The sequence below is a fragment of the Caloranaerobacter longqiensis genome, assembly GCF_050286925.1.
Lineage (GTDB): Bacteria > Bacillota > Clostridia > Tissierellales > Thermohalobacteraceae > Caloranaerobacter.
Map to the genome: position 1 here is coordinate 1 of NZ_JBFWFX010000003.1, position 21,275 is coordinate 21,275.

At 28.8% G+C, this 21,275-nt stretch carries 23 protein-coding genes and 1 pseudogene; 22 read left to right on the forward strand and 2 right to left on the reverse strand.

The genetic code is table 11. The features are described 5' to 3' along the window. The first annotated feature begins 358 nt into the window (after positions 1 to 358). From AB4Y15_RS03360 to AB4Y15_RS03430, 15 genes and pseudogenes are all read left to right on the forward strand, one after another. The gene (locus AB4Y15_RS03360) at positions 359 to 1,219 is read left to right on the forward strand and encodes a DNRLRE domain-containing protein (protein WP_427338457.1); all 861 of its coding nucleotides are present in this window, start codon (positions 359 to 361) and stop codon (positions 1,217 to 1,219) included. A gap of 225 nt (positions 1,220 to 1,444) precedes the next feature. Beyond that, the gene (locus AB4Y15_RS03365) at positions 1,445 to 2,323 is read left to right on the forward strand and encodes a glycosyltransferase family 2 protein (RefSeq protein WP_427338458.1); all 879 of its coding nucleotides are present in this window, start codon (positions 1,445 to 1,447) and stop codon (positions 2,321 to 2,323) included. Positions 2,324 to 3,151: 828 nt separating this feature from the next. Beyond that, positions 3,152 to 4,420, forward strand: a complete 1,269-nt coding sequence (locus AB4Y15_RS03370) for an amidohydrolase family protein (RefSeq protein ID WP_427338459.1) — start codon at positions 3,152 to 3,154, stop codon at positions 4,418 to 4,420. A 216-nt stretch (positions 4,421 to 4,636) separates the two neighbouring features. After that, positions 4,637 to 5,104, forward strand: a complete 468-nt coding sequence (locus tag AB4Y15_RS03375) for an NUDIX domain-containing protein (RefSeq protein WP_427338758.1) — start codon at positions 4,637 to 4,639, stop codon at positions 5,102 to 5,104. 100 nt (positions 5,105 to 5,204) lie between these two features. Beyond that, positions 5,205 to 5,942 (forward strand): class I SAM-dependent DNA methyltransferase, encoded by a 738-nt coding sequence (locus tag AB4Y15_RS03380; protein ID WP_427338460.1) that lies wholly within the window; start codon positions 5,205 to 5,207, stop codon positions 5,940 to 5,942. A gap of 103 nt (positions 5,943 to 6,045) precedes the next feature. After that, entirely contained in the window at positions 6,046 to 6,837 is a 792-nt protein-coding gene (locus AB4Y15_RS03385; protein WP_427338461.1) for a nucleotidyltransferase domain-containing protein, read from the forward strand. A gap of 163 nt (positions 6,838 to 7,000) precedes the next feature. Continuing rightward, positions 7,001 to 7,108, forward strand: a pseudogene (locus tag AB4Y15_RS03390) (4Fe-4S binding protein); the annotation flags it as partial. Positions 7,109 to 7,232: 124 nt separating this feature from the next. Further along, complete coding sequence (locus AB4Y15_RS03395) at positions 7,233 to 7,565, forward strand: cupin domain-containing protein (protein WP_427338462.1); 333 nt, start codon at positions 7,233 to 7,235, stop codon at positions 7,563 to 7,565. 208 nt (positions 7,566 to 7,773) lie between these two features. Continuing rightward, positions 7,774 to 8,676: a gluzincin family metallopeptidase gene (locus tag AB4Y15_RS03400; protein ID WP_427338463.1), complete on the forward strand. Its 903-nt coding sequence runs from the start codon at positions 7,774 to 7,776 to the stop codon at positions 8,674 to 8,676. Between the two features lie 453 nt (positions 8,677 to 9,129). Further along, complete coding sequence (locus AB4Y15_RS03405; protein ID WP_427338465.1) at positions 9,130 to 9,780, forward strand: histidine phosphatase family protein; 651 nt, start codon at positions 9,130 to 9,132, stop codon at positions 9,778 to 9,780. A gap of 43 nt (positions 9,781 to 9,823) precedes the next feature. Further along, entirely contained in the window at positions 9,824 to 10,816 is a 993-nt protein-coding gene (locus tag AB4Y15_RS03410) for an alpha/beta hydrolase family protein (protein WP_427338466.1), read from the forward strand. Positions 10,817 to 10,833: 17 nt separating this feature from the next. Continuing rightward, positions 10,834 to 11,673, forward strand: coding sequence for an EFR1 family ferrodoxin (locus AB4Y15_RS03415; RefSeq protein WP_427338468.1), 840 nt, complete (start codon positions 10,834 to 10,836; stop codon positions 11,671 to 11,673). 8 nt (positions 11,674 to 11,681) lie between these two features. Continuing rightward, positions 11,682 to 12,197: a cob(I)yrinic acid a,c-diamide adenosyltransferase gene (gene cobO, locus AB4Y15_RS03420; RefSeq protein WP_427338469.1), complete on the forward strand. Its 516-nt coding sequence runs from the start codon at positions 11,682 to 11,684 to the stop codon at positions 12,195 to 12,197. Between the two features lie 15 nt (positions 12,198 to 12,212). Beyond that, positions 12,213 to 13,004, forward strand: a complete 792-nt coding sequence (locus tag AB4Y15_RS03425; RefSeq protein ID WP_427338470.1) for an APH(3') family aminoglycoside O-phosphotransferase — start codon at positions 12,213 to 12,215, stop codon at positions 13,002 to 13,004. A gap of 173 nt (positions 13,005 to 13,177) precedes the next feature. Beyond that, entirely contained in the window at positions 13,178 to 13,654 is a 477-nt protein-coding gene (locus AB4Y15_RS03430; protein WP_427338471.1) for a GNAT family N-acetyltransferase, read from the forward strand. A gap of 60 nt (positions 13,655 to 13,714) precedes the next feature. Here AB4Y15_RS03430 and ychF read toward each other — a convergent pair whose 3' ends face one another. Then, positions 13,715 to 14,806, reverse strand: coding sequence for a redox-regulated ATPase YchF (gene ychF / locus AB4Y15_RS03435; RefSeq protein WP_427338472.1), 1,092 nt, complete (start codon positions 14,804 to 14,806; stop codon positions 13,715 to 13,717). A 103-nt stretch (positions 14,807 to 14,909) separates the two neighbouring features. Here ychF and AB4Y15_RS03440 point away from each other — a divergent pair, with 103 nt between their 5' ends. The 7 genes from AB4Y15_RS03440 to AB4Y15_RS03470 all read left to right on the forward strand — a co-directional run bounded on the left by AB4Y15_RS03440 (position 14,910) and on the right by AB4Y15_RS03470 (position 20,294). Then, on the forward strand, positions 14,910 to 15,110 hold the full coding sequence (locus tag AB4Y15_RS03440) for a hypothetical protein (protein ID WP_427338473.1): 201 nt from the start codon (positions 14,910 to 14,912) through the stop codon (positions 15,108 to 15,110). Between the two features lie 123 nt (positions 15,111 to 15,233). Beyond that, positions 15,234 to 16,199: a PstS family phosphate ABC transporter substrate-binding protein gene (locus AB4Y15_RS03445; RefSeq protein ID WP_427338474.1), complete on the forward strand. Its 966-nt coding sequence runs from the start codon at positions 15,234 to 15,236 to the stop codon at positions 16,197 to 16,199. Positions 16,200 to 16,408: 209 nt separating this feature from the next. Continuing rightward, positions 16,409 to 17,329: a phosphate ABC transporter permease subunit PstC gene (gene pstC, locus AB4Y15_RS03450; protein WP_427338475.1), complete on the forward strand. Its 921-nt coding sequence runs from the start codon at positions 16,409 to 16,411 to the stop codon at positions 17,327 to 17,329. Further along, complete coding sequence (gene pstA, locus AB4Y15_RS03455; protein WP_427338476.1) at positions 17,329 to 18,186, forward strand: phosphate ABC transporter permease PstA; 858 nt, start codon at positions 17,329 to 17,331, stop codon at positions 18,184 to 18,186. Before pstC ends, pstA begins: the two co-directional genes overlap by 1 nt. A gap of 18 nt (positions 18,187 to 18,204) precedes the next feature. Beyond that, positions 18,205 to 18,960, forward strand: coding sequence for a phosphate ABC transporter ATP-binding protein PstB (gene pstB / locus AB4Y15_RS03460; protein WP_427338477.1), 756 nt, complete (start codon positions 18,205 to 18,207; stop codon positions 18,958 to 18,960). Between the two features lie 11 nt (positions 18,961 to 18,971). After that, positions 18,972 to 19,619 carry a phosphate signaling complex protein PhoU gene (gene phoU, locus AB4Y15_RS03465; RefSeq protein WP_427338478.1) on the forward strand — a complete coding sequence of 216 codons (648 nt, stop codon included), beginning with the start codon at positions 18,972 to 18,974 and terminating at the stop codon, positions 19,617 to 19,619. Between the two features lie 156 nt (positions 19,620 to 19,775). After that, positions 19,776 to 20,294 carry a YhcN/YlaJ family sporulation lipoprotein gene (locus tag AB4Y15_RS03470; protein WP_427338479.1) on the forward strand — a complete coding sequence of 173 codons (519 nt, stop codon included), beginning with the start codon at positions 19,776 to 19,778 and terminating at the stop codon, positions 20,292 to 20,294. Positions 20,295 to 20,438: 144 nt separating this feature from the next. On the opposite strand, the gene AB4Y15_RS03475 is transcribed toward AB4Y15_RS03470, so the two are convergent. Then, positions 20,439 to 20,981, reverse strand: coding sequence for a hypothetical protein (locus AB4Y15_RS03475; protein WP_427338480.1), 543 nt, complete (start codon positions 20,979 to 20,981; stop codon positions 20,439 to 20,441). Positions 20,982 to 21,275 lie beyond the last annotated feature (294 nt).

Sequence of the window (21,275 nt, forward strand, 5' to 3'; positions counted from 1 at the left end):
ATAGTTATAACTTGAGGAAGAAATTGTTTGATAATTTTGTATTAGTGAGAGGTAATGATATTAAAAACGAACCATAAAAAAAAAGCAAAATATTTTGCGAAATAACGTGCGAAATTTTGCAAAATATTTTGCGAAGCTACATCATACGTGGAAAGTAGAAGAAAAAGTTTTGTTGAAAAACTGTAAATTCATAGCACGGACAAATGACTATAAAAGTTATGTAACAGTTTGATTCCATTTATAAATTCATCTGATAAAGATTAAAAAATAATTAAAAATTTTAAACATGCTGTAACCAATTTTGGACTTAGCAATATTATATACTGAAAAGAAAATAATATCTAAGGAGATGATTAAAGTGGCAACAAAAATTCTCTATCCTTCTAGTGATGTGTATATTGCTGAATACTATCCTGACACTAATTTCGCTAACAGTGTCGCTTTATTTGTAGGCCAATTTGCATCTGCTGGTGATGATTATAGATCCTTAATAAAATTCGACTTAAATCAACTAGAACCTACTTCTACTATCAGTTCTGCAAAACTTAAACTATATGTTTATACAACTAATCTAACTTCTAGTCCTACTCAAGTGAGCATATATAGATTAATAGAAGACTTTGATGAACAAACAGTTACTTGGAATACAAAGCCAGCATATGATGCTGCAGTAGTTGCAGTTGATGCTACTACAATCACATCTGGGTATACAGGTTGGGTAACATTTGATATAACAAGTTTAGTTCAAGATTGGCATAGCGGAGCTAAAGCAAACAATGGTTTATTAATTAGAGGTGTTGAAACTGCAAATAATCTTGTAGGCTTTAGAAGTAATCAATATACTGATAGTGATTTTTGGGCTAAATTAGAAATTGTTTATAATGATGGAATACTAGATCAAACTACAGAAACTATTACTCTTCCTGGTACTCTAGTAGATCAGTTTACTACCCCTAAGAAACTAGGTGTAAACAGAACTGCTAGTTTCATTATCACTAACACAGGTGCAGTTAATCCAATTACTCTTGCTACAATTCAGTATAGTAACGATGGAGGACTTACTTGGTTTGATACAACAACTACTGCTGCAGCAATCGCTACAGGTGCTACAACTATATTAACTACAGATATAGCAGTGGAGCAAGTACGTCTAAAACTCACAGATGCAGCAGGTGCTCCTACAACTGCAACTGTAATAACATCTATTAGAGAAGCATAATATACAATTTAATCGTATTTTAGATTAAACAAATCAGATAGATTTTTTGCATCTTTATTAACAAACAAACCCATTCAAAATTTGCTAGATGAATGGGTTTGTTTGAATTTGTATGAAATTTTCCACTTTTAACAAAAGTTTTTACAAAAAAGATATTGTTAATAGTTAATTTAAATGCAAAATCAGTTTCTTTTGATTAAATTCTATTGAGAAAGGGGTTATTGTATGCCTAATAATGATATAAAAATAGTTATTAATAAAGAAAGTGTTAAATATAAAAACAAATTAATTATCTTTAATGATAAACTAAAACCACTTAATAAACCTGTAAACAAATCCATTAAGAAAATAGCAATGAAAAAAGCTTTTAAAGAAAAGAAAAATAATTTATCTGTTAAATCAGAAAGTGTTATTTCATCTGGAGTAACTATTATTACTTGTACAAATAAAACTCAATATTTAGATAATATATTTGAAAATTATGAAAGACAAGACTACGAAAAGAAAGAATTAATCATTATATTAAACAAAAACAATATAGATGTTAATATTTGGAGAAAGAGAGCTGAACAAAGCAATAATGTTAGAGTTTTCCATATTGATGAAAAGATAACTTTGGGACAATGTTTAAACTTTGGCGTAAAACAAGCTAAATATGAGATTATTGCAAAATTTGATGATGACGACTATTATGCCCCTAGATATATTACAGATTCAATAAGAGCGTTTGAATATACTGATGCTGACTTAATTGGCAAAGGTAGTACCTATGTTTATTTGGAAAGCATTAAAACATTAGCTATTAGAGACCCTCAATCAGAAAATCGTTATGTAAGATTTGTAAATGGCTCTACAATGATTTTTAAAAAGAAAATATTCAATAAAGTAAGATTTGCAAATGTTTCGGTTGGAGAAGATGTTATTTTCTGTAGGGATTGCTATAGAAAAGGAATAAAGATATATTCTACTAGTAAATCTAATCATGTTTATATTAGGCATGCATCTAAAAATAACCATACATGGAAAATTAACGACAAAAATTTCTTAAAATATTGCAAAGTAATTGGAAAGGTAGATGATTACATTGCTTATGCAACTATGTAAATTTGCAACTCATTAAGTTCTTTAGTGATTATAAACACTTTTTCAATTGTGTCACTATCTTTACTTCTGAATATTATTTTTCTATGTAATAAATTAACATATCTTCAGATTAAGATTAATTTAAAAGGAATAACAGAAACAATAGAGAATTATTTTTAAAAGTAAAATAAGGAGATGATAAAATGATTTAAATACATGATAAATATATACAGGGCTATTGAAAAAGTTTTTATATAGAAAAGTTACGTTTATATTATTGGAGTTATTTGCATCTTTAGGAGTAATAACTTTGTCCTATGGGATATACAAGTTGATTAAAAAGAATTGAATCCTAAAGAGAAACTTATTCAAATAAATTTGTACTATATAATTTAAAAACTGGTGATAGAGATATTATGCCGACTGGGATTGAGTTTGTGAAATTAGAACAAAGTAGAGAATGAGAATCATATTGTTTTCTTATCAAATGGTATAAATAGTGAATGTGCTTTCAGAAAGTTTCCATGTTATATAAGATACATTAGGGTAAAAAATGATATAGAGAGCACTAATGATTTTATAGCATATAGAAGATGATAAATACTTTAAGATAAATGAAACTATTTCAGCTGTACAGATATTTCTAAAACAATATATTATAATGAGGATAAAAAATAAATGTTGATTGAAATGTTCAATTAATAGTAAATATTGAAGATTTTGCAGAGGAATATATAGCAAAGATTAAGAAGATACCTGATTGATTACCGTTTTTTGAAATTAGGTTTAAAAGTAAAAGGGGATAGTTGTTATTGATTTTATCTATTGCTTAATGAATGGAGGAAAAACATGTTACTAAAGAATGCTACTTTTATAAATAAGAATATGGAAGTGATTACAGCTGATATATATATTAAAGAAAATAAGATATATAAAATTGGTTATGAATTGGTGAAAGGTTCTTTCTCAGGAATAATGGATTGTAGTAATTACTTAATTATACCTGGATTGGTAAATGGTCATTTCCATAATAGTTCAACTATTGGAAATGGTTTGTTCAAAGATATGAGAATAGAAAACTGGTTTGATAACAGTATACAAGGCAAATTGCAGAGTGATTTATTTGATTATATTGAAACTGAATTAAGAGAAGAAGAAATTAAACTATTATTTTTAAAAGGATATATTGATCTTATAAAAAATGGTGTTACATTTGTTTGTGAATCAGGGACTATAGATTGTTCGCCTAAAATATTATCTGATACAATAAATGATTTAGGAATTAGAGGTGTAGTTGATACTTATGATGAGATTTTTACATATTATGATAAAGTAGACGGTAATGTTAAATATGCTGGGCATTTACTTGAGGAAGAAGATATTACAGAAGAAGGATTATTAGTTTGCAAGCAGCTGAAAGAAAAATATGACAATATTTTTATGACGCATTGTTTAGAAAATGAATGGAGGAAAAATATTGTTTTTAGTAAATTTAATAAATCAACCATAAAGCTGTTTGATGAATATAATCTTTTAGATAATAATACAGTTTTATTTCATGCTGTTTGTATGCAAAAAGAGGATATAGACTTGCTTGCCGAGAAAGGTTCTTCTATAGTCCACTGTCCTATTTCAAATTTAGAAACAGGAGCAGGAATTGCAAATATTAAATATTGTTTAAGTAAGGGAGTTAATGTGTGTATAGGAACAGATTGGGGACATACTGATATTTGGGAAGTAATGAGGGTTGCTTATTATTTATTAAAACTAGATACTGAAATAGAAAGCTTTACAGCAGAAGATATATTTAAGATGGCAACAATAAATGGAGCCAAAGCTTTTGGAGAAGAAAAAAGAATTGGAATAATAGAAGAAGGCTATAATGCGGATTTAGTGTTTATTAATAAAAATAATATAAAGTTATTTCCATTTTTAAATAGAAACGGCTTTTCAACAGTGATTCATAATTTAATTATGGCAGGTAGTGAAAACTTAATTGAACATGTAATGGTTGATGGAGATTTTATTATGAAAGACAGACGTATTGTAAACATAAATGAAGAAGAGATTAATAGGGCTTATATAGAAATTTTAAATAAGATTGTAAAGGGAATTTAAGGATATTGAAATAAAGGGTATATTGAATAACGCTATTTAGATAACTAATGTTTGATTGGATAAAAAAGGAGGGAGTCTAATGAAAGAATTAAAGATATATTACCAGAGGATGTAGAGATAGGCGTTGGTTTAGCAATAAAATACAAAGATAGATATTTATTTTTTTTAGCTGGAAGCAGACATGTTTGTTTTTCAGGAGAGATTTTTTATGCAGGGATTGGAGGACATTTAGAAGAAGGGGAAAGTTTTCTAGAATGCGCTTATAGAGAAGCAAAAGAAGAAATTGGAGTAGATATAGAGATAATATCTTCAGATATTACTTATTATATTTCGGAAAGTAGAATACTACATAAGCTAAATGTTAAAGATTATCCACGACCATTAGCAATATTTAAAATGATACACCCAAAAGGAACTCCAAGAGAAGGGCAAATTTATTATATTTTAATATACAATGCAAAATTAAAAAATGAACCAACTAAATTAAAACGTGATGAAGTTCAAGGACTAATTGCATTAACGGAAAAACAGGTTATATTGGGTTTGGAGAGGAAACCAACATTACGTGAATTAAAAGAAGAAGGAGCAATTATTGTACTAGGTGTTGAATCTATAAATGATGATACTATTTTATATCCAATTGGTACAGCTAAAGCATTAGCTTATATTTTGTCAGTCACATAAACTTTTAGATTTAATATTCTTAATAGAAGTATTATTGGAAGTATTTTTGTAGAAAAACAACATTTATGTCAGCAAAATTAAGTTTTAGGGGGTAGTGAGGATGTACGACAAGATAGCAAAGTTTTATGATAGATTGGGATGGAAGAATTATTCAGAAAGATTATGGAAATATATGTTGAGCTATTTTAAGGAAATAAATTTTAATCCTAAAACTCATTTAGATATTGCGTGTGGTACAGGAATATTGTGCATTAATGCAATGGAAGCCGGTATTAAATCAGAAGGATTAGATATATCAATACATATGGTTAGAAAAGCTATTGAAAATGCAAAAGATAAAAATAAGGATATTAATTTTATCCAAGAGGATATGAGAAGTTTTGAAATGAATAAAAAGTATGACCTAATTACTTGTACATATGATGCAATAAACCATTTGCTTACATTAGACGAGTGGTTAATGACATTTTCAAATGTTAAAAAACATCTTAATTATGGAGGTATTTTCATATTTGACTGTAATACATTGAAGGCTTTAAGAGAAAGATGGAACGGATTTCATATGCAGAAAGATAGTAATGGCAACTATATTATACAAAAGGCGATATTTTATGAAGATAAAGGACAAGCAAGTGCAACATTTACCGTATTTACAAAGGAAGATAGGGGTTTATATGATGGGTTTGAAGAGACATTTACCGAAGCTGCTTTTTATTCTAAAGATATAATTGATGCATTAAATAAAGCTGGTTTTACTGAAGTTAGTATTACAAATATGGAATTTAAAATGTTAGACGAACCAGATGCAGAATATAGAAATGTGTATGTATGTAGATAAAACTAAGGTCAAAACAAAGTCAGTGAGAATTATGTGTAAGATTAAATAATTGATTGAGAGAAAAACATATAGTACTGTATTGTTTTTAGAAAGGATGAAATAAATGTTTACTGAATCAATAACTGAGAGGATAAAAAAGATAGATAGAGAAGAATTGGAAGCAATTGCATTAATGGGTAGTTATGCACGAGGAGAAGCTCGTAAATATAGTGACATTGATATAGTATGTTTTTTAAAAGAAGGAAATGAAGGTAGATTACCTGATATAGAGATAGTTGATAGTAAATATCTTGTAATAAGTTATGTTACTAGAGAAGAAACAGATAAATGGTTTTGTGATCCTGAAAAAGCAACAGAATGCATTTCTGGACTAAGACAGTCAAAGGTAATATGGGACCCAAATGGATATCTTAGTTCATTGAAGAAAAGAGCAGAAGAATTTAAGTGGGACAGTTCACTTCAGGAAAAGGCAAATAATTATGCCAGTAGAGAACTTGTTTCATGGGTTGAAGAAGTGCATAAAGCACTTCAAGGTTTACTGTCTAACGATATAGGCAGGATTTTGAATGGTTTGTACGGGTTAACTTATGGACTATTTAAAGTTGTTCGAGTTCAAAAAGGTATATTATTAACAAGTGACAATTCTTTTTTTAAACAAGTTATCGACTATTTTGGAGAAGAATCTGAATTTGCTATTTTAAGTAAAGAAGCTTTTGGGATTGATAATACATTAGGAGTTCGGGAACGAGTAATATCAGGATTAAAACTATTTGATCTTATAACAGATATGCTTGTTGATATTTTGAATGATGATGCTAAAGAGGCAATTTTACTTGTAAAGGATGAAATTGGGAGAGAACTAGACAATAATCTAGAAAAATTAAAGAATCAGTAAACAAGATTTTTGGTGTTGTTAGAAACAATAATTTATTAGATAAATTACAAGAAAAAATGTAGTAATACCAAGGCTTAAAATAAGTAGATTAATTTTAGATATTTTTGTGGGATTAATTTTTAATTATATCGAAAAAAAGATGAAAGGTAAATTTTAGGTTGATGATAAATGCATAAAATGTGGAGTATGTAAAGAAATTTGCCCAGCAAAGAATATAAAAATAATTGATAGCAGAGTTGAATTTTTGTATAAATGCTACTTATATTATTAAACAGAATCATTATCGTATATAAGTTTGTATTACGTAATACTGAATAATAAGGGTTAAATTAATGGGGTTGGGAATTAAATGAATTTGAAATTTTACAGATGATAAATAAGAAGGAGGAAGAGTAATGTTTGATGTATTTCCAAAGGAAATTTTGAATTTACCAGAAGCAGATATTCCTATAAAAGGTGTTAAAGCATATTTATTTCAAGGAGACAGTTATCAGATATTATTTATGAAGTTTAGTGAAGATGTTGAATTACCAGAGCATTCACATGGAAGCCAGTGGGGAATAGTTTTAGAAGGTAAAATTGAATTAGATATAAATGGAGAAAGAAAAACGTATGTAAAAGGAGATAGATATTATATTCCTAGTGGAGTAAAGCATTCAGGGAAAATATACGCTGGATATGCTGATATTACTTTTTTCGGCGAGAAGGATAGGTATAAGAAAAAGTAGAGTAAGATTGAGACTAAAGTATAATGAGTTAGTTACAAAGTTTAGCGAGGTTATCTATTTTATATCTAATTGGTATAGCTAAAGCATTAGCTTGTATTTTGTAATTCCCAACTCCAATATTTAAATCTTACTATTCAGTATTATATAATATAAATTTATATACACTTCGTCTAAGAGGATGGGGGATGATGTTTTAAATTTGATGATTATGAGAAATAGAATAGCAAAAGAAATAGGCTTTTCTTCTTATCCTGACTTAGTATTAGAAACAGATGAGATAGAAAAGAAAAGCTTGATTAAGCTATTAAATCAATATTTGAACAAAAATCTACCTAAAGCTAAAGAAATAATAAAAAAATATAATATTAGTTGGGAAAATTGGTTTGTAGATTTAGAAAAGATTGGGTTTATTAATACAACATATAGTCCAATTGAATTTATTGATAGATTATTTAAAATACTAGGGTTAGAAGATTTAAAGAATACAATAAAAGTAACTATTAAAGAAGAATGGTATGCAGGATTTGCAGCTGCACTTTCACCAACTGATGTAAGAATAGTTGTAAAACCTATAAAATCTTTGAGGAATCTAAAAGTTTTATTCCATGAAATTGGACATGCAATTATGTATAGTTTAAATGAGCAAGAAGGATTGTATAGAGTTTTGCCGGCTAGTTTAGATGAAGCAATGGCTGTCGTTATGGAGTGCATAGCTTCTGAGTTACTTTTAAGTGAATTAGAGCGAGAAAAAGTTTATGAAATAATAGTACTAGAATATACACTTTTTGCTATAAGTGCACTTTTCGAATTTGAGTTATGGGATAACCCGTATAAAGCAGAAGAACTTTATATTAAGCATTATAGTAAATTGGGGATTAAAATAGATGATCCGTGCATTTGGGCTTTTGACTCATTTAGAAGCATAGATCCAGTGTATATACAAAATTATGTCATTGGAGCAGTATTAGCAGAAAAGTTAATGGAATATTTTTATGATAAATATTCAAATAAATATAAAGAATGGGGCAATTGGTTATATAAGAATATATATTTGGATGGAAGAAAGAGAAGTTTTAAAGAAAAGGTTAAAGCGTTAGACAATTTTATTTAATATTTTGTTAGTATACTCTGGTATTATTAATGTTATTTTGGGATTTGAATTAGTGAAAGTTTCAAAAATGCAGAAAAACTTATTGATTTACAAGAAATAAATGAGCAAGATTTTTTTGAGCTATTTGATAATTTAACTACGTATTTTAATATACAGACGGCTTTAGTGATTATAGGTATTTGTGCTGTATTTTAAGCACGTGTTAGAGATTAAAGACAATTAGTTTAAATTTTATAAAACTACTGTGTATGAAATTAAATTAAATTAAATTTTAGCTATGTTCTAAAAGAAAGTAACTTATTTTTTTAGAATGAAATAAGGAAAGAACTAGGTAATAATCTAGGAAACTACAATCAGTAGAGAAAAGCTAAATAAAAATCTTTAGCAATAAATATAGAAAAACAAGAAATAATTTAAAAGATAGTTAGAATAAATAATTATGGAGGAGATAAAATGTTGAGAATTATACTTGCAAGACATGGAGAATCTCAAGCAGATGTAGAAGGCCGTCATGAAGGAAGAGCAGATTTTCAATTAACAGAAAAAGGTGAGTTACAAGCAAGTTTATTAGCCAAGTATTTAAAAAATAATTACAAAATTGATGAGATTTATTGTAGTCCCTTAAAGAGAGCGTATTCAACTGCTGAAAAAATAGCAAAAGAATGTGGAGTAAAAATAATAGTCAAAGATGAGTTGATGGAAATAGATAATGGATTATTAGCAGGTTTAACTTTCGAAGAAGCTCAACAAAAATATCCTTTGCCTCCTGAGGGTAGAAAAATATACGATCCATTACCAGGTGGTGAATCTATAATAGATTTTAGAATAAGAATTGAGAAGTTTTGGATTAGATTTTTAGATGAAAAATATAATCCTAATGAAGAAAAAACAGTTTGTATCGTAGCACATGGAGGAACAATTTCAATGCTACACAAATCAATATTAAGACTAACGTTAGATACAGATATTAAGTTCCCAACAGGAGATACAGGTTTTCATGAGTGGATTATAAAAGATAAAGAAAAAGTCATTTTAAGAATGAATTGTCAAGAACATTTGATTGATTATGCATATTTGCAATTTGATAGCGAATGTGCTGTGTAATATAATTTGAAATTCAAAAATTCAGTATTTAAAGGGGGATTATATGGATAGCAGAAAAAGAGAGCTAATGAAAATTTTAAAAATTCCAAAAGAAAGAAGATATACTGAATATGAAGTACTAGAAGAAAAAAAGTATGAAACTTATATCATAAAAAAAGTTAAGTATAAAGTATATGGTGAATATATTGAAGCATATATTTTAATTCCAAACAAAGGTGGTGTATTTCCTGGTATACTAGCAATACATCAAGATGGTGAAAGAAGGCCTTATGAGTTTGGAAAAAGCGAAGTCGCTGGATTAGGGGGAGATAAAGAATTAGCGTATGGTTTAGAGCTCTGTTTGAGAGGATATGTTGTAATTTGTCCTGACAGATTTGGGTTTGAAAGTAGAAGCTTAGCCAATTCAAAATATGTTGACATGTTTAAACATATGAAATTAGTAATCAAGATAGATTACAATGGAAAAGAAAGAGAAATAGATTTATCTGAAGATTTATATAGAGGATATAAAGCAAACTATTATTTAACACGAGGTAAGACTCAAATGGGGGTAGAATTGACTGAGCTTATGATAGCAATAGATATTTTAGCAGGAATGCCTGAGGTAGATAGTGAAAGGATTGGAGTTATAGGTCATTCAGCAGGGGGTTTACTTGCAGCCTATTTAATGTATATTGATGAAAGAGTTAAAGTAGGATGCTCTTCTTCAGGAATAGCTTCTATAAAAAAGGATTTTTATCCAGATGAAGGTTTAAGAGCACTACAAGGGTTTGGTAGTATTGCAGTCATTCCTGGGATATTAGAATGGGGTGATATTGAAGATATATTGGAAGGATTAGCACCTAGACCTTTTATTGAATTATCATCTGATGCAGATAAAAAAGAGTATTTTAATAAGGCAATAAAAAAATATGAAGAAATGGGATGTAAAGAGTGTTTAGAATATGATTGGTATAATGCTGGAGTACATATTTTTAGAAAAGATAAAAGAGAAAAGTGCTACAAATTTATTGATAAATGGTTAAAGCAACAATAATCTGGGGGGAGTAAAGTTTGAAAGTATTAATACTATATTTTAGTGCTACAGGTAATACATATTTTATTGCGAATCTAATATATGAGAAACTTAAAATAAATGGTTTTAAGGTTGAATTAGAATCAGTAGAAACTTTTTCTCCAGGTGATGTAGAAAAATATGATATTCTTATATTCGGTTTTCCTGTTTATGCTTTTGATATGCCATTATTTTTGCAGAATTATATAAATAATCTCTCACTTCCAAAGACTCGGGGTGTTATTTTATTTTCTACGATGGGATTATATGGAGGAAATTCTTCAAGAAAAGCATCTAATAGATTTATTAAAAAAGGATTTATTCCATTAGGCTGTGAAGAATTTAAAATGCCAGGATCAGATGGGTTGGCTTTCATGAAGAAAGATTCAAAATTTGTTAAAAAATTATTATCAAAAAATTATTCTGAATCTAGAAAAATCAAAGACTCGGTAAACAGGATTTTGGATATTGTTCGAAACAATCGTTTGTCAGATAAATTACAAGAGAAAAATGCAGTAATACCAAGGCTTAAAATAAGTGGATTAATTTTAGATGTTTTTATGGGATTAATTTTTAATCATGTTGAAAAAAAGATGAAAGGTAAATTCTGGGTTGATGATAAATGCACAAAATGTGGACTATGCAAAGAAATTTGTCCAGCAAAGAACATAAAAATAAGTGATGGCAGAGTTGAATTTTTGGATAAATGTTACTTATGTATGAGATGTGTCCATCAATGCCCAATTGAGGCTATTCAGATTGGAAAATCGACAGTAGATAAATTCAGATGGAAAGGTCCAGATATGCAATATAATCCGTATAAAATATTAAAGAGGTGAAAAGGTTTATGGAAAAAGGATATATACATATTTATACTGGAAATGGAAAGGGAAAAACTACTGCAGCGCTAGGGTTGGCTTTAAGAGCAATATGTGCAGGTAAAAAAGTTTTTTTTGGTCAATTTGTTAAAGGTATGAAGTATAGTGAAGTAAAAGCAGAGGAGTATTTACCGAATTTTGAAATACATCAGTTTGGGGAAAATTGTTTTATTTATAATGATCCAACAGAAGAAGACATTGAATTAGCAAAAAAAGGACTCGAAATATGCGAAAGAGTTTTAAATAGTGGAGAGTATGATGTAGTTGTTTTAGATGAATTGAATATTGCTCTATACTATAATTTACTTTCTATAGAAAGAGTATTAGAAATCCTAGAAAATAGAGCAGAACATGTCGAAGTTATAATAACAGGAAGATATGCCCCAAAGGAATTAATAGATATTGCTGATTTGGTTACTGAAATGAATGAAATAAAGCATTATTATACAAAAGGTGTTATGGCAAGAGAGGGAATAGAATGTTGATGGGATGGTGGTGTTATGGATTATGATATTATTAAACATATGCCAGAACAATTGAAAGACATTATTAAAGGAAGTAAGTGGGTAAAAGATACTATTGGACGTTCTGATGCTCATATTTATTATCTAAAAGGAATTTCAAATGATGCATATTTGAAGGTTGTATTACAAAACTCTTTATTAACTTTATTACCAGAAAAAAGAGTTATAGAATGGTTGCAAGGGAAATTACCAGTTCCCAAAATATTATATTATGGAATACATAAAGACATTGAATATTTGTTAATTTCAGAAATTGAAGGTGAAGATGCCAGCAGTAAAGTTTTTAAAACAGAGCCACATAATTTAATTCGTATTTTAGCAAGAAGTTTAAGAATGATACATACTATACCTATCGAGAATTGTCCATTTGATCAGAGACTAGATACTAAACTAAAAATGGCTAAAATTAGAGTAGAGAAAGGATTAGTTGATGAAAATGATTTTGAACCAGCATATCTTGGAAAGACTGCAAAATATATTTATCAGGAAGTATTTAAAATAAGGCCGAAAGATGAGGACTTAGTTTTTACTCATGGAGACTATTGCTTACCAAATATAATAATAAAAGACGGTAAATTAAGTAGATTTATTGATTTGGGAAGAGCTGGGGTAGCTGATAAATATCAAGATTTAGCTTTAGTAGTAAGAAGTATTGAACATAATTTAGGTTCAAAAAAATGGAGTGATATGTTTTTAAAAGAATACGGGTTAGACAATATTGATGTTTCAAAGCTAAAATACTATATTTTATTAGATGAGTTATTTTAGTTTGAAATTGTACTTGTTGATGGAAATGAAGAATTAATGGTTAAATCTTATAGGTTTAGTTTGTCTGTATGGATGATATGGTTAATACTATTTATTATAAGAACAGTGATAAATATGATATAAGTGTTTAGTTTTAATTATATTTTTAATATGGAAAACTAGAGGTGAAAATAATGTTTGAATTTAGAGAAATAGACGAAAAAATACGAAAAAAGGTATGTAATTTTATTGCAGAAAATTGGGGTTCACCAATTATGGTTTCAAGAGATAAAAAACATTTTATTGATAAACTACCAGGATATCTAGCAATGAGAGAAAATGATATTATTGGACTTATTACTTATAATATAATAGATGATGAATGTGAAATTGTTTCTTTAGATAGTAAGCAGGAAAATTTGGGTATAGGTACTAAATTAATTAATTTAGTAATAGATAAAGCCAAAAAGAGTAATTGCAGACGAGTATGGCTAATAACAACAAATGATAATACTAAAGCGATAAGATTTTATCAAAAGAGAGGTTTTAACATGAAAGCACTTCATTTAAATGCGGTAGTTAAGGCAAGAAGAATAAAGCCCGAAATACCATTGTATGGCTTTGATAATATACCAATATTACATGAAATTGAATTTGAAAAGATATTATAGCTGTTATTTAAACATAAAAATGGCAGAATCGTCATTTTAGATCCTGCCATTTTATACCTATTACACATTAAATCTAAATACTACTACATCTCCATCTTGCATTACATAATCTTTACCTTCTAATCTTATCAAACCTTTTTCTCTAGCTTGACTATATCCACCTGCACTTATTAAGTCATCGTAGCTTACAACTTCTGCTCTGATAAATCCTCTTTCCATATCAGAGTGTATTTTTCCCGCTGCTTGTGGGGCTTTAGTTCCTCTTTTAATAGTCCAGGCTCTAACTTCTTTTTCTCCCGCTGTTAAGAAAGAAATCAAACCTAAAAGTTTATAACTTGCTTTAATGAGTTTATCTAATCCAGATTCTTTTAATCCAAGTTCTTGTAAGAATTCTTTTTTCTCTTCATCATCTAGTTCAGAAATTTCTGCTTCAATTTTTCCACAGATAGTTACTACTTCAGAATTTTCCTTTTTTGCATATTCTTTAACTTTTTTAACATATTCATTTTCATCTTCTGATGCGATGTCATCTTCTGAAATATTAGCTGCATATAATACAGGTTTGTATGATAGCAAATTTAATCCTTTAACAAATTTCTCTTCTTCTTCATCAAAATCAAGAACTCTTACGGATTTTCCTTCTTCTAGAACTTCACGAATTCTGATTAAAATATCAAGTTCTTTTTGATAGGATTTATCACCTTTTAATAATTTTTCTGTTTTAGCTATTCTTTTATTAATTAATTCAAGATCGGAAAGAATAAGTTCTAAATTGATAATTTCAATATCGCGTATAGGGTCTATATTTCCTTCAACATGAGTAATATTTTCATCTTCGAAACATCTTACTACATGAACAATAGCCGCTACTTCTCTTATGTGAGATAGAAATTTGTTTCCTAGACCTTCGCCTTTACTTGCACCTTTAACAAGACCTGCGATATCATAAAATTCGATTGCAGTTGGAGTTACTTTTTTAGGATTTATCATTTCTGCTAATTTTTCAAGTCTTTCGTCAGGCACAGCAACTACACCAACATTTGGTTCTATTGTGCAGAAAGGATAATTAGCCGATTCTGCTCCAGCAGATGTAATTGCATTAAAAAGAGTACTTTTTCCCACATTTGGCAAACCTACAATTCCTAATTTCATTAATATCTTCCTTTCAATCGATAGTAATAAAATATAACTAATTTTAACAGACTAAATTATACAATAACTTTAAGAATACATCAACTACAAGGGAGGAAAAAGTATGGATAGAGATATGCAAATAAGTTCAATTATTTCTTTTGTAGACAATAATAGAGAATCAATGGCTAGTAGAATGGTTTGTGCTAAAGTATTAGGTCAAAAAAATGGGAGAATAAATGATGAAATTGTAAAAGAACTTCATGCTAGGCTTCCTAGAGCTAAACAAGAAGTAATCGATGATTGTTTTGAAATAATTAAGTAAGTGATGTTTGGCGATTAACAATTCTTTAACATTAATTTAACTTCATATCAACATAAGCAGAAAAGTATTTAGCTATAATTAAGACGTAGAAAAAAACGTATAAAAAATAGGAGGAGTGCAGATATGTTAAGTAAAAAAGCTAAAAAGTTTTTAGTTTTAACTTTAAGTTTAGCAATGGCTATTTTTGTGTTTGTAGGCTGTGGTAGCGAAATACAAAAACAAAAAACAAATGATCAGGGAAAAGTTAATACAAGTAAATTATCTGGAAAGATAGAAATAGATGGTTCTAGTACAGTTTTCCCTATAACTGAAGCTATGGCTGAAGAATTTCAGAAGATGCATAAAGATGTTAAAATAACAATTGGAGTATCGGGAACAGGTGGAGGGTTTAAAAGATTTACAAAGGGAGAAACGGATATAAGTGATGCTTCAAGGCCTATAAAAGATAAAGAAGCGAAAATAGCACAAGAAAATGGTATTAAATATAAGCAAGTTAAGGTTGCATATGATGGAATTTCAGTGTTAGTTAATCCACAGAATGATTGGGTTGATAATTTAACAGTTGAAGAATTAAAGAAAATTTGGGAACCAAATAGTACAGTGAAAACATGGAAAGATATAAGACCTGAATGGCCAGATAAAGAGATAAAACTTTATGGCCCAGGAACTGACTCTGGTACTTTTGATTATTTTACAGAAGAGATTATTGGGGAAAGTGGCAAAATTAGAACAGATTTTACAGCTTCAGAGGATGACAATGTATTAGTTCAAGGTATAGCGGGAGATAAGTATGCACTAGGTTATTTTGGATATGCTTATTATGTTGAAAATAAGGATGTATTAAAGGTTGTACCTATAAATGGTGTAAAACCTACTACAGAGACAATTGAAAACGGTGAATATACACCACTTTCAAGACCGTTATTCATATATGTATCACAAGATTCATTTAATAACAAAGAACAAGTTAGAGAATTTGTTAAGTTCTATTTAAAAAATGCAAGAGATATTGTTCCAGAAACAGGTTATGTTCCATTAAAACAAGAAGTTTATGACAAACAATTAGAGGAATTATTGTCAGGGCAGTAAAGATGCCTCAATAAATTCGAGTTTTTTATAAAAATATTATTGATGGCTAATAGCTATTGGTTATCAACTGTTGGCTGTTAGCCTGTTTTTTATGCAATAGTATACTATTTAACAAATACTTAACATTAGATTAACACAAAATAAACTAAAGTATTAAATTCTTAAATTATAATTATTATATGATTTAGCAAAAGACTGGAGGTTTATTTATGAGCAAAATTACTAGTAGCGATAAAAAAAATAATCCGTTAAAAAAGGTATACATGGTCGAAACAGTTATATCAAAGATTTTATTTATTTTTGTTATGGTTTCTATTGCAACTACAATTGGTATAGTATGGATATTATCTTATGAAACAGTTCAGTTCTTTCGTGAAGTATCAATAGTTGAATTCTTAACTGGAACAGAATGGACAGCTTTATTTAGTCCACCTAAATATGGTGTTTTACCTTTAGTAGGTGGAACATTGATGATAGCTTTTTTCTCAAGCATTATTTCAATACCTATAGGATTAGGAAGTGCTATTTATTTAAGCGAATATGCTTCAAAAAAAACTAGGAAAATACTTAAACCAGTATTAGAAATACTTGCTGGTATTCCAACGATAGTTTATGGTTATTTTGCATTAACTTTTATAACACCAGCAATCAGAAACATTTTTCCAGAAGCTAATATTTTTAATGCTTTAAGTGCAAGTATAGCAGTTGGTATAATGATAATTCCTATGGTTTCATCATTAAGCGAAGATGCGATGAATGCAGTACCTAATTCATTACGTGAAGGTGCTTATGCATTAGGATGTACTAGGTTTGAAGTAGCAACTAAAGTCGTTATTCCTGCAGCGTTATCTAGTATAATTGCTTCATTTGTTTTGGCTATATCGAGAGCTATTGGAGAAACTATGATTGTAACACTAGCTGCTGGTTCAACTCCTAAATTGACTTTAAATCCATTAGAGAGTATACAGACAATGACAGCTTTTATAGTTCAGGTAGCTTCTGGCGATATAGTTCATGGTAGTGTGATGTATAAGACAATATTTGCTGTTGGAATGTTACTTTTCATAATAACTCTATTAATGAATGTAATATCTAAAATTATCATTAAGAAATACAGGGAGGAGTATTAATGACTAATCTTCAGAAAAGGAAGTTGCAGGATAAAATTTTTCATATGCTTGTTTTATTAGCAACTTTATTTGGTTTAGTCGTTTTAGTAATTCTATTAAAAGAGATACTAAGTGATGGATTAAAATGGATAAATATAGATTTTTTTAGAAATTTCGCTTCTAGATTTCCAAAGAAATCGGGGATTAAAGCTCCATTATTTGGGAGTTTGTGGATTATTGCATTGACTGCTCTATTTGCTTTTCCAATAGGGGTAGGTTCAGCTTTATATTTAGAAGAATATCTACCAAAGAACTGGTTAACTAATTTAATTCAAGTAAATATATCGAATCTAGCAGGAGTACCTTCTATAGTTTTCGGTATACTTGGATTAGGTATTTTTGTAAACACTTTGGGTTTTGGAAGAAGTATTTTATCAGGTGCATTAACATTAGCGTTATTGATATTACCTGTAATTATAGTTTCAGCTCAAGAAGCAATAAAAAGTGTACCAAAAGAACTTAAACATGGAGCTTATGCTCTAGGATGTACTAAGTGGCAGATGATTACTGGTGTATTACTGCCTTATGCTATGCCTGGAATTTTAACAGGTACTATTTTAGCAATTGCAAGAGCATTAGGTGAGACTGCACCATTACTTATGGTAGGAGCAGTAACTTTTATAGCTTATACTCCTGAAGGGATATTTGATTCATTTACTACATTACCGATGCAAATATATAGCTGGACTTCAAAGCCAAAGGTTGATTTCCATCATATAGCAGCAGCGGCTATTATAGTATTACTAGTATTGTTATTAGGTATAAATTCATTGGCTATATATTTGCGTAACAGGTACCAAAGTAGGGTGTCAAGGTAAAATTTAAGGAGGGTTATAATGAATAAAAAAATTCAAGTAAAAAATTTGAACTTCTATTATGGGAATTTCCATGCATTAAAGAATATAAATTTAGATATAGAAGAAAATAAGGTAACAGCCTTAATAGGACCTTCAGGTTGTGGGAAATCTACTTTTTTAAGAACGATAAACAGAATGAACGATTTAATTGAGGGTACAAGACATGATGGGGAAATAATATACGAAGGAAAAGATATATATGATCCTGATGTAGATGTTGTAGAATTAAGAAGAAAAATAGGAATGGTATTTCAAAAACCGAACCCGTTTCCTAAATCAATTTATGAGAATATAGTATTCGGGCCAAAGAGACATGGCATAAAAAATAAATCAAGGTTGGATGAGATAGTAGAGAAGAGTTTAAAAGCTGCAGCACTTTGGGATGAAGTAAAAGATAGGTTGAATAGTTCGGCTTGGTCTTTATCAGGTGGGCAACAACAGAGACTATGTATTGCAAGAGCTTTAGCTATGGAACCTGATGTACTTTTGATGGATGAACCTACTTCTGCATTAGATCCTGTAGCTACTTTGAGAATAGAAGAGCTAATAGAGGATCTTAAAAAGAGATATACTATAATTATAGTAACACATTCTATGCAACAGGCTGGTAGGATATCAGATAATACTGCATTTTTTTTAATGGGTGAGCTTATTGAATATGGTAGTACTAAGAAGATATTTACAAAGCCTGAGGATAAAAGGACAGAAGACTATATTACAGGTAGATTTGGTTAAGGAGTGGGATTATGAGAAAACATTTTGACCTGCAATTAAAAGAATTACATGATTCTCTCTTAACAATGGGAGCTATGGTAGAAGAAGCAATAGATATAGCAGCCCAATCTCTAATAGAACAAGATGTTGAGAAAGCTAAAAAAGTTATAGAAAATGATGATAACATTGATGCTCTAGAAGTACAAATAGAAGAAAAATGTTTAGACTTGATAGCCCTCCAACAGCCCATTGCAAGAGATTTGAGAAGAATAATTACAATTTTAAAAATAATAACGGATTTAGAAAGAATAGGCGATCATGCAGTAAATATTGCTGAAGTTGTAATAAAAATAGGTAAAGAAAAGTTTATAAAACCACTAATAGATATTCCTAAAATGGCTGATATAGTGAAGAAAATGGTAAAAAGCAGTTTAAATAGTTATATTAAAGAAGATTTAAAGCTAGCTAAAGAAGTAGCTCAAATGGATGAAATCGTAGATAACATATATAAAGATATTTATATTGAACTGTTAGAGCTTTTAACCGAAAATGGGGAAAATATATCTCAAACAATTAATTTATTGTTAATAGGTAGATATCTTGAAAGAGTAGCAGACCATACTACTAATATTTGTGAAAGAATTATATATATGATTAATGGAGAAAGGGTATCATATTAAAGTTATTATATAACGATTACGGCAGAAAATTTTACCTCTTTAGAGGTTGAATTTTCTGCCGTTTTAGTATTTGTACAAGCATAACAATTGAAGATTTTGTTCTTTTTTTGTTTAAAATTTTTGAATATGTAAATCCTATATTTAGGAGGTGGCAAAATGGTAAGAAAAAATAAATTATTAATTGCATTATTTACATTCACTATGATTATAACAATATTTACCTATGGTTGTAGAAAAGCGGAAAAACCAAATTTACCAAGTCCTAATCAAGAAGATAGAAATATAATAGATAATGAAATTGAAAGAAAAGATTTAGATGTTGTTGAAGAAAAATCAGATAAGGCTTTATCTACAAGAGCAGAAAAAATTGCAGATAGTATTGTAGACTTGCCAGGTGTAGATGATGCAACAGTAGTAATAACTGGAAATACTGCATTGGTAGGAGTTGATATTGAAGAAGAGTTGGAAGGAAAAGTTGTTACAGATTTGAAAAAACAAATAGTAACAAGGGTAAAACAAATTGATAAAAATATTAAAAATGTAACTGTAACTGCTGACCCTGATTTATTTGAAAGAATAGACGATATTGCTCAGGAAATAAATAGAGGTAGAGGTATGAGTGAATTTACAGATGAAGTGAAAGAGATTATACGTAGAATAACACCTAGTATGTAGAAATCCGGTCAATTGACCGGGTTTTATATTTTTTAAAATAATGTCGATTTTATTGAAATTTTATCTAGCATGTTTACATGATAGAATCGTTAAAAACCTTAGGATAATTTCAAAGGATAATTTCAAATGAAATTTCTGTAAATCCTATTTTATTTTATAGGCTAAAGAGTTAAATATACTATCGATGTATTTTAGATCTATATTCTTATCTGATGTTCTATATCTGTTGTAGTTATGAATAGTTTTATAAATTGTAAGGTTTGGCTTTTTCTTTTCTTTTACAATGGTTTCAAGAGAAATTGTTAAAAACTCACTATTTAATATTCTAATGGTTAAACTTTCGTAAGTTTTACTGTTTTCAAGCTGAATGGTATAGGAAGTATCACTGTAATTATCAGAAATTCTTTCATTACAATTTAAAAGTTTAAAATTATCAAAATAAGCAATTATTTTATCTATTTTTTTTATGTCATTATCTTTTCTTACTGAAACTATACGATAACCAGATTCTTTCATTATTAATAATTTATCAAATTGTTTATCCGCGCAATTTTTCAATATTAAATTACTTAATACATTAGAATGTTTGTTTGGGAATAAATAATTTTTGTTAATAATAACTAAGGCTGCAACAATCAAAAAAATTTCTAGCCAGATTATTATTTTTTTGCTCCCAGCTGGTTCCACATAATCACCTTCTTTAAAATATTACAATTTCATTATACAAAAAATATGCAAACCTGTAAATTATTATCGTTTTATAAGTTTGTAATTTGCACTAAATTTTATTTTAAAGAATTATTTAACCACAAAATTATTTTAATTGGCAAAACATATTTTGTTGACTTTAATTTGATCTGCCTTGCATTTAAAAGGCTTAGTTCTAAACAAGACGTAAATATACATAAATTTATAAAAAAGCCTTCTATTATTTGCAGCTAATAGCAATTAGTTATTAATTGACTATATGCTATTAACAGT

Bases quoted from the DNA above. Each gene is read 5' to 3' on its own strand.
- AB4Y15_RS03395 (WP_427338462.1), top strand. From the start codon at position 7,233: ATGTTTGATGTATTTCCAAAGGAAATTTTGAATTTACCAGAAGCAGAT.
- phoU (WP_427338478.1), top strand. From the start codon at position 18,972: ATGAGAAAACATTTTGACCTGCAATTAAAAGAATTACATGATTCTCTC.
- AB4Y15_RS03425 (WP_427338470.1), top strand. From the start codon at position 12,213: ATGGATTATGATATTATTAAACATATGCCAGAACAATTGAAAGACATT.
- pstB (WP_427338477.1), top strand. From the start codon at position 18,205: ATGAATAAAAAAATTCAAGTAAAAAATTTGAACTTCTATTATGGGAAT.
- AB4Y15_RS03445 (WP_427338474.1), top strand. From the start codon at position 15,234: ATGTTAAGTAAAAAAGCTAAAAAGTTTTTAGTTTTAACTTTAAGTTTA.
- AB4Y15_RS03440 (WP_427338473.1), top strand. From the start codon at position 14,910: ATGGATAGAGATATGCAAATAAGTTCAATTATTTCTTTTGTAGACAAT.
- AB4Y15_RS03400 (WP_427338463.1), top strand. From the start codon at position 7,774: ATGAGAAATAGAATAGCAAAAGAAATAGGCTTTTCTTCTTATCCTGAC.
- pstC (WP_427338475.1), top strand. From the start codon at position 16,409: ATGAGCAAAATTACTAGTAGCGATAAAAAAAATAATCCGTTAAAAAAG.
- AB4Y15_RS03410 (WP_427338466.1), top strand. From the start codon at position 9,824: ATGGATAGCAGAAAAAGAGAGCTAATGAAAATTTTAAAAATTCCAAAA.
- AB4Y15_RS03370 (WP_427338459.1), top strand. From the start codon at position 3,152: ATGTTACTAAAGAATGCTACTTTTATAAATAAGAATATGGAAGTGATT.
- AB4Y15_RS03405 (WP_427338465.1), top strand. From the start codon at position 9,130: ATGTTGAGAATTATACTTGCAAGACATGGAGAATCTCAAGCAGATGTA.
- AB4Y15_RS03380 (WP_427338460.1), top strand. From the start codon at position 5,205: ATGTACGACAAGATAGCAAAGTTTTATGATAGATTGGGATGGAAGAAT.
- pstA (WP_427338476.1), top strand. From the start codon at position 17,329: ATGACTAATCTTCAGAAAAGGAAGTTGCAGGATAAAATTTTTCATATG.
- AB4Y15_RS03470 (WP_427338479.1), top strand. From the start codon at position 19,776: ATGGTAAGAAAAAATAAATTATTAATTGCATTATTTACATTCACTATG.
- AB4Y15_RS03365 (WP_427338458.1), top strand. From the start codon at position 1,445: ATGCCTAATAATGATATAAAAATAGTTATTAATAAAGAAAGTGTTAAA.
- AB4Y15_RS03430 (WP_427338471.1), top strand. From the start codon at position 13,178: ATGTTTGAATTTAGAGAAATAGACGAAAAAATACGAAAAAAGGTATGT.
- AB4Y15_RS03385 (WP_427338461.1), top strand. From the start codon at position 6,046: ATGTTTACTGAATCAATAACTGAGAGGATAAAAAAGATAGATAGAGAA.
- cobO (WP_427338469.1), top strand. From the start codon at position 11,682: ATGGAAAAAGGATATATACATATTTATACTGGAAATGGAAAGGGAAAA.
- ychF (WP_427338472.1), bottom strand. From the start codon at position 14,806: ATGAAATTAGGAATTGTAGGTTTGCCAAATGTGGGAAAAAGTACTCTT.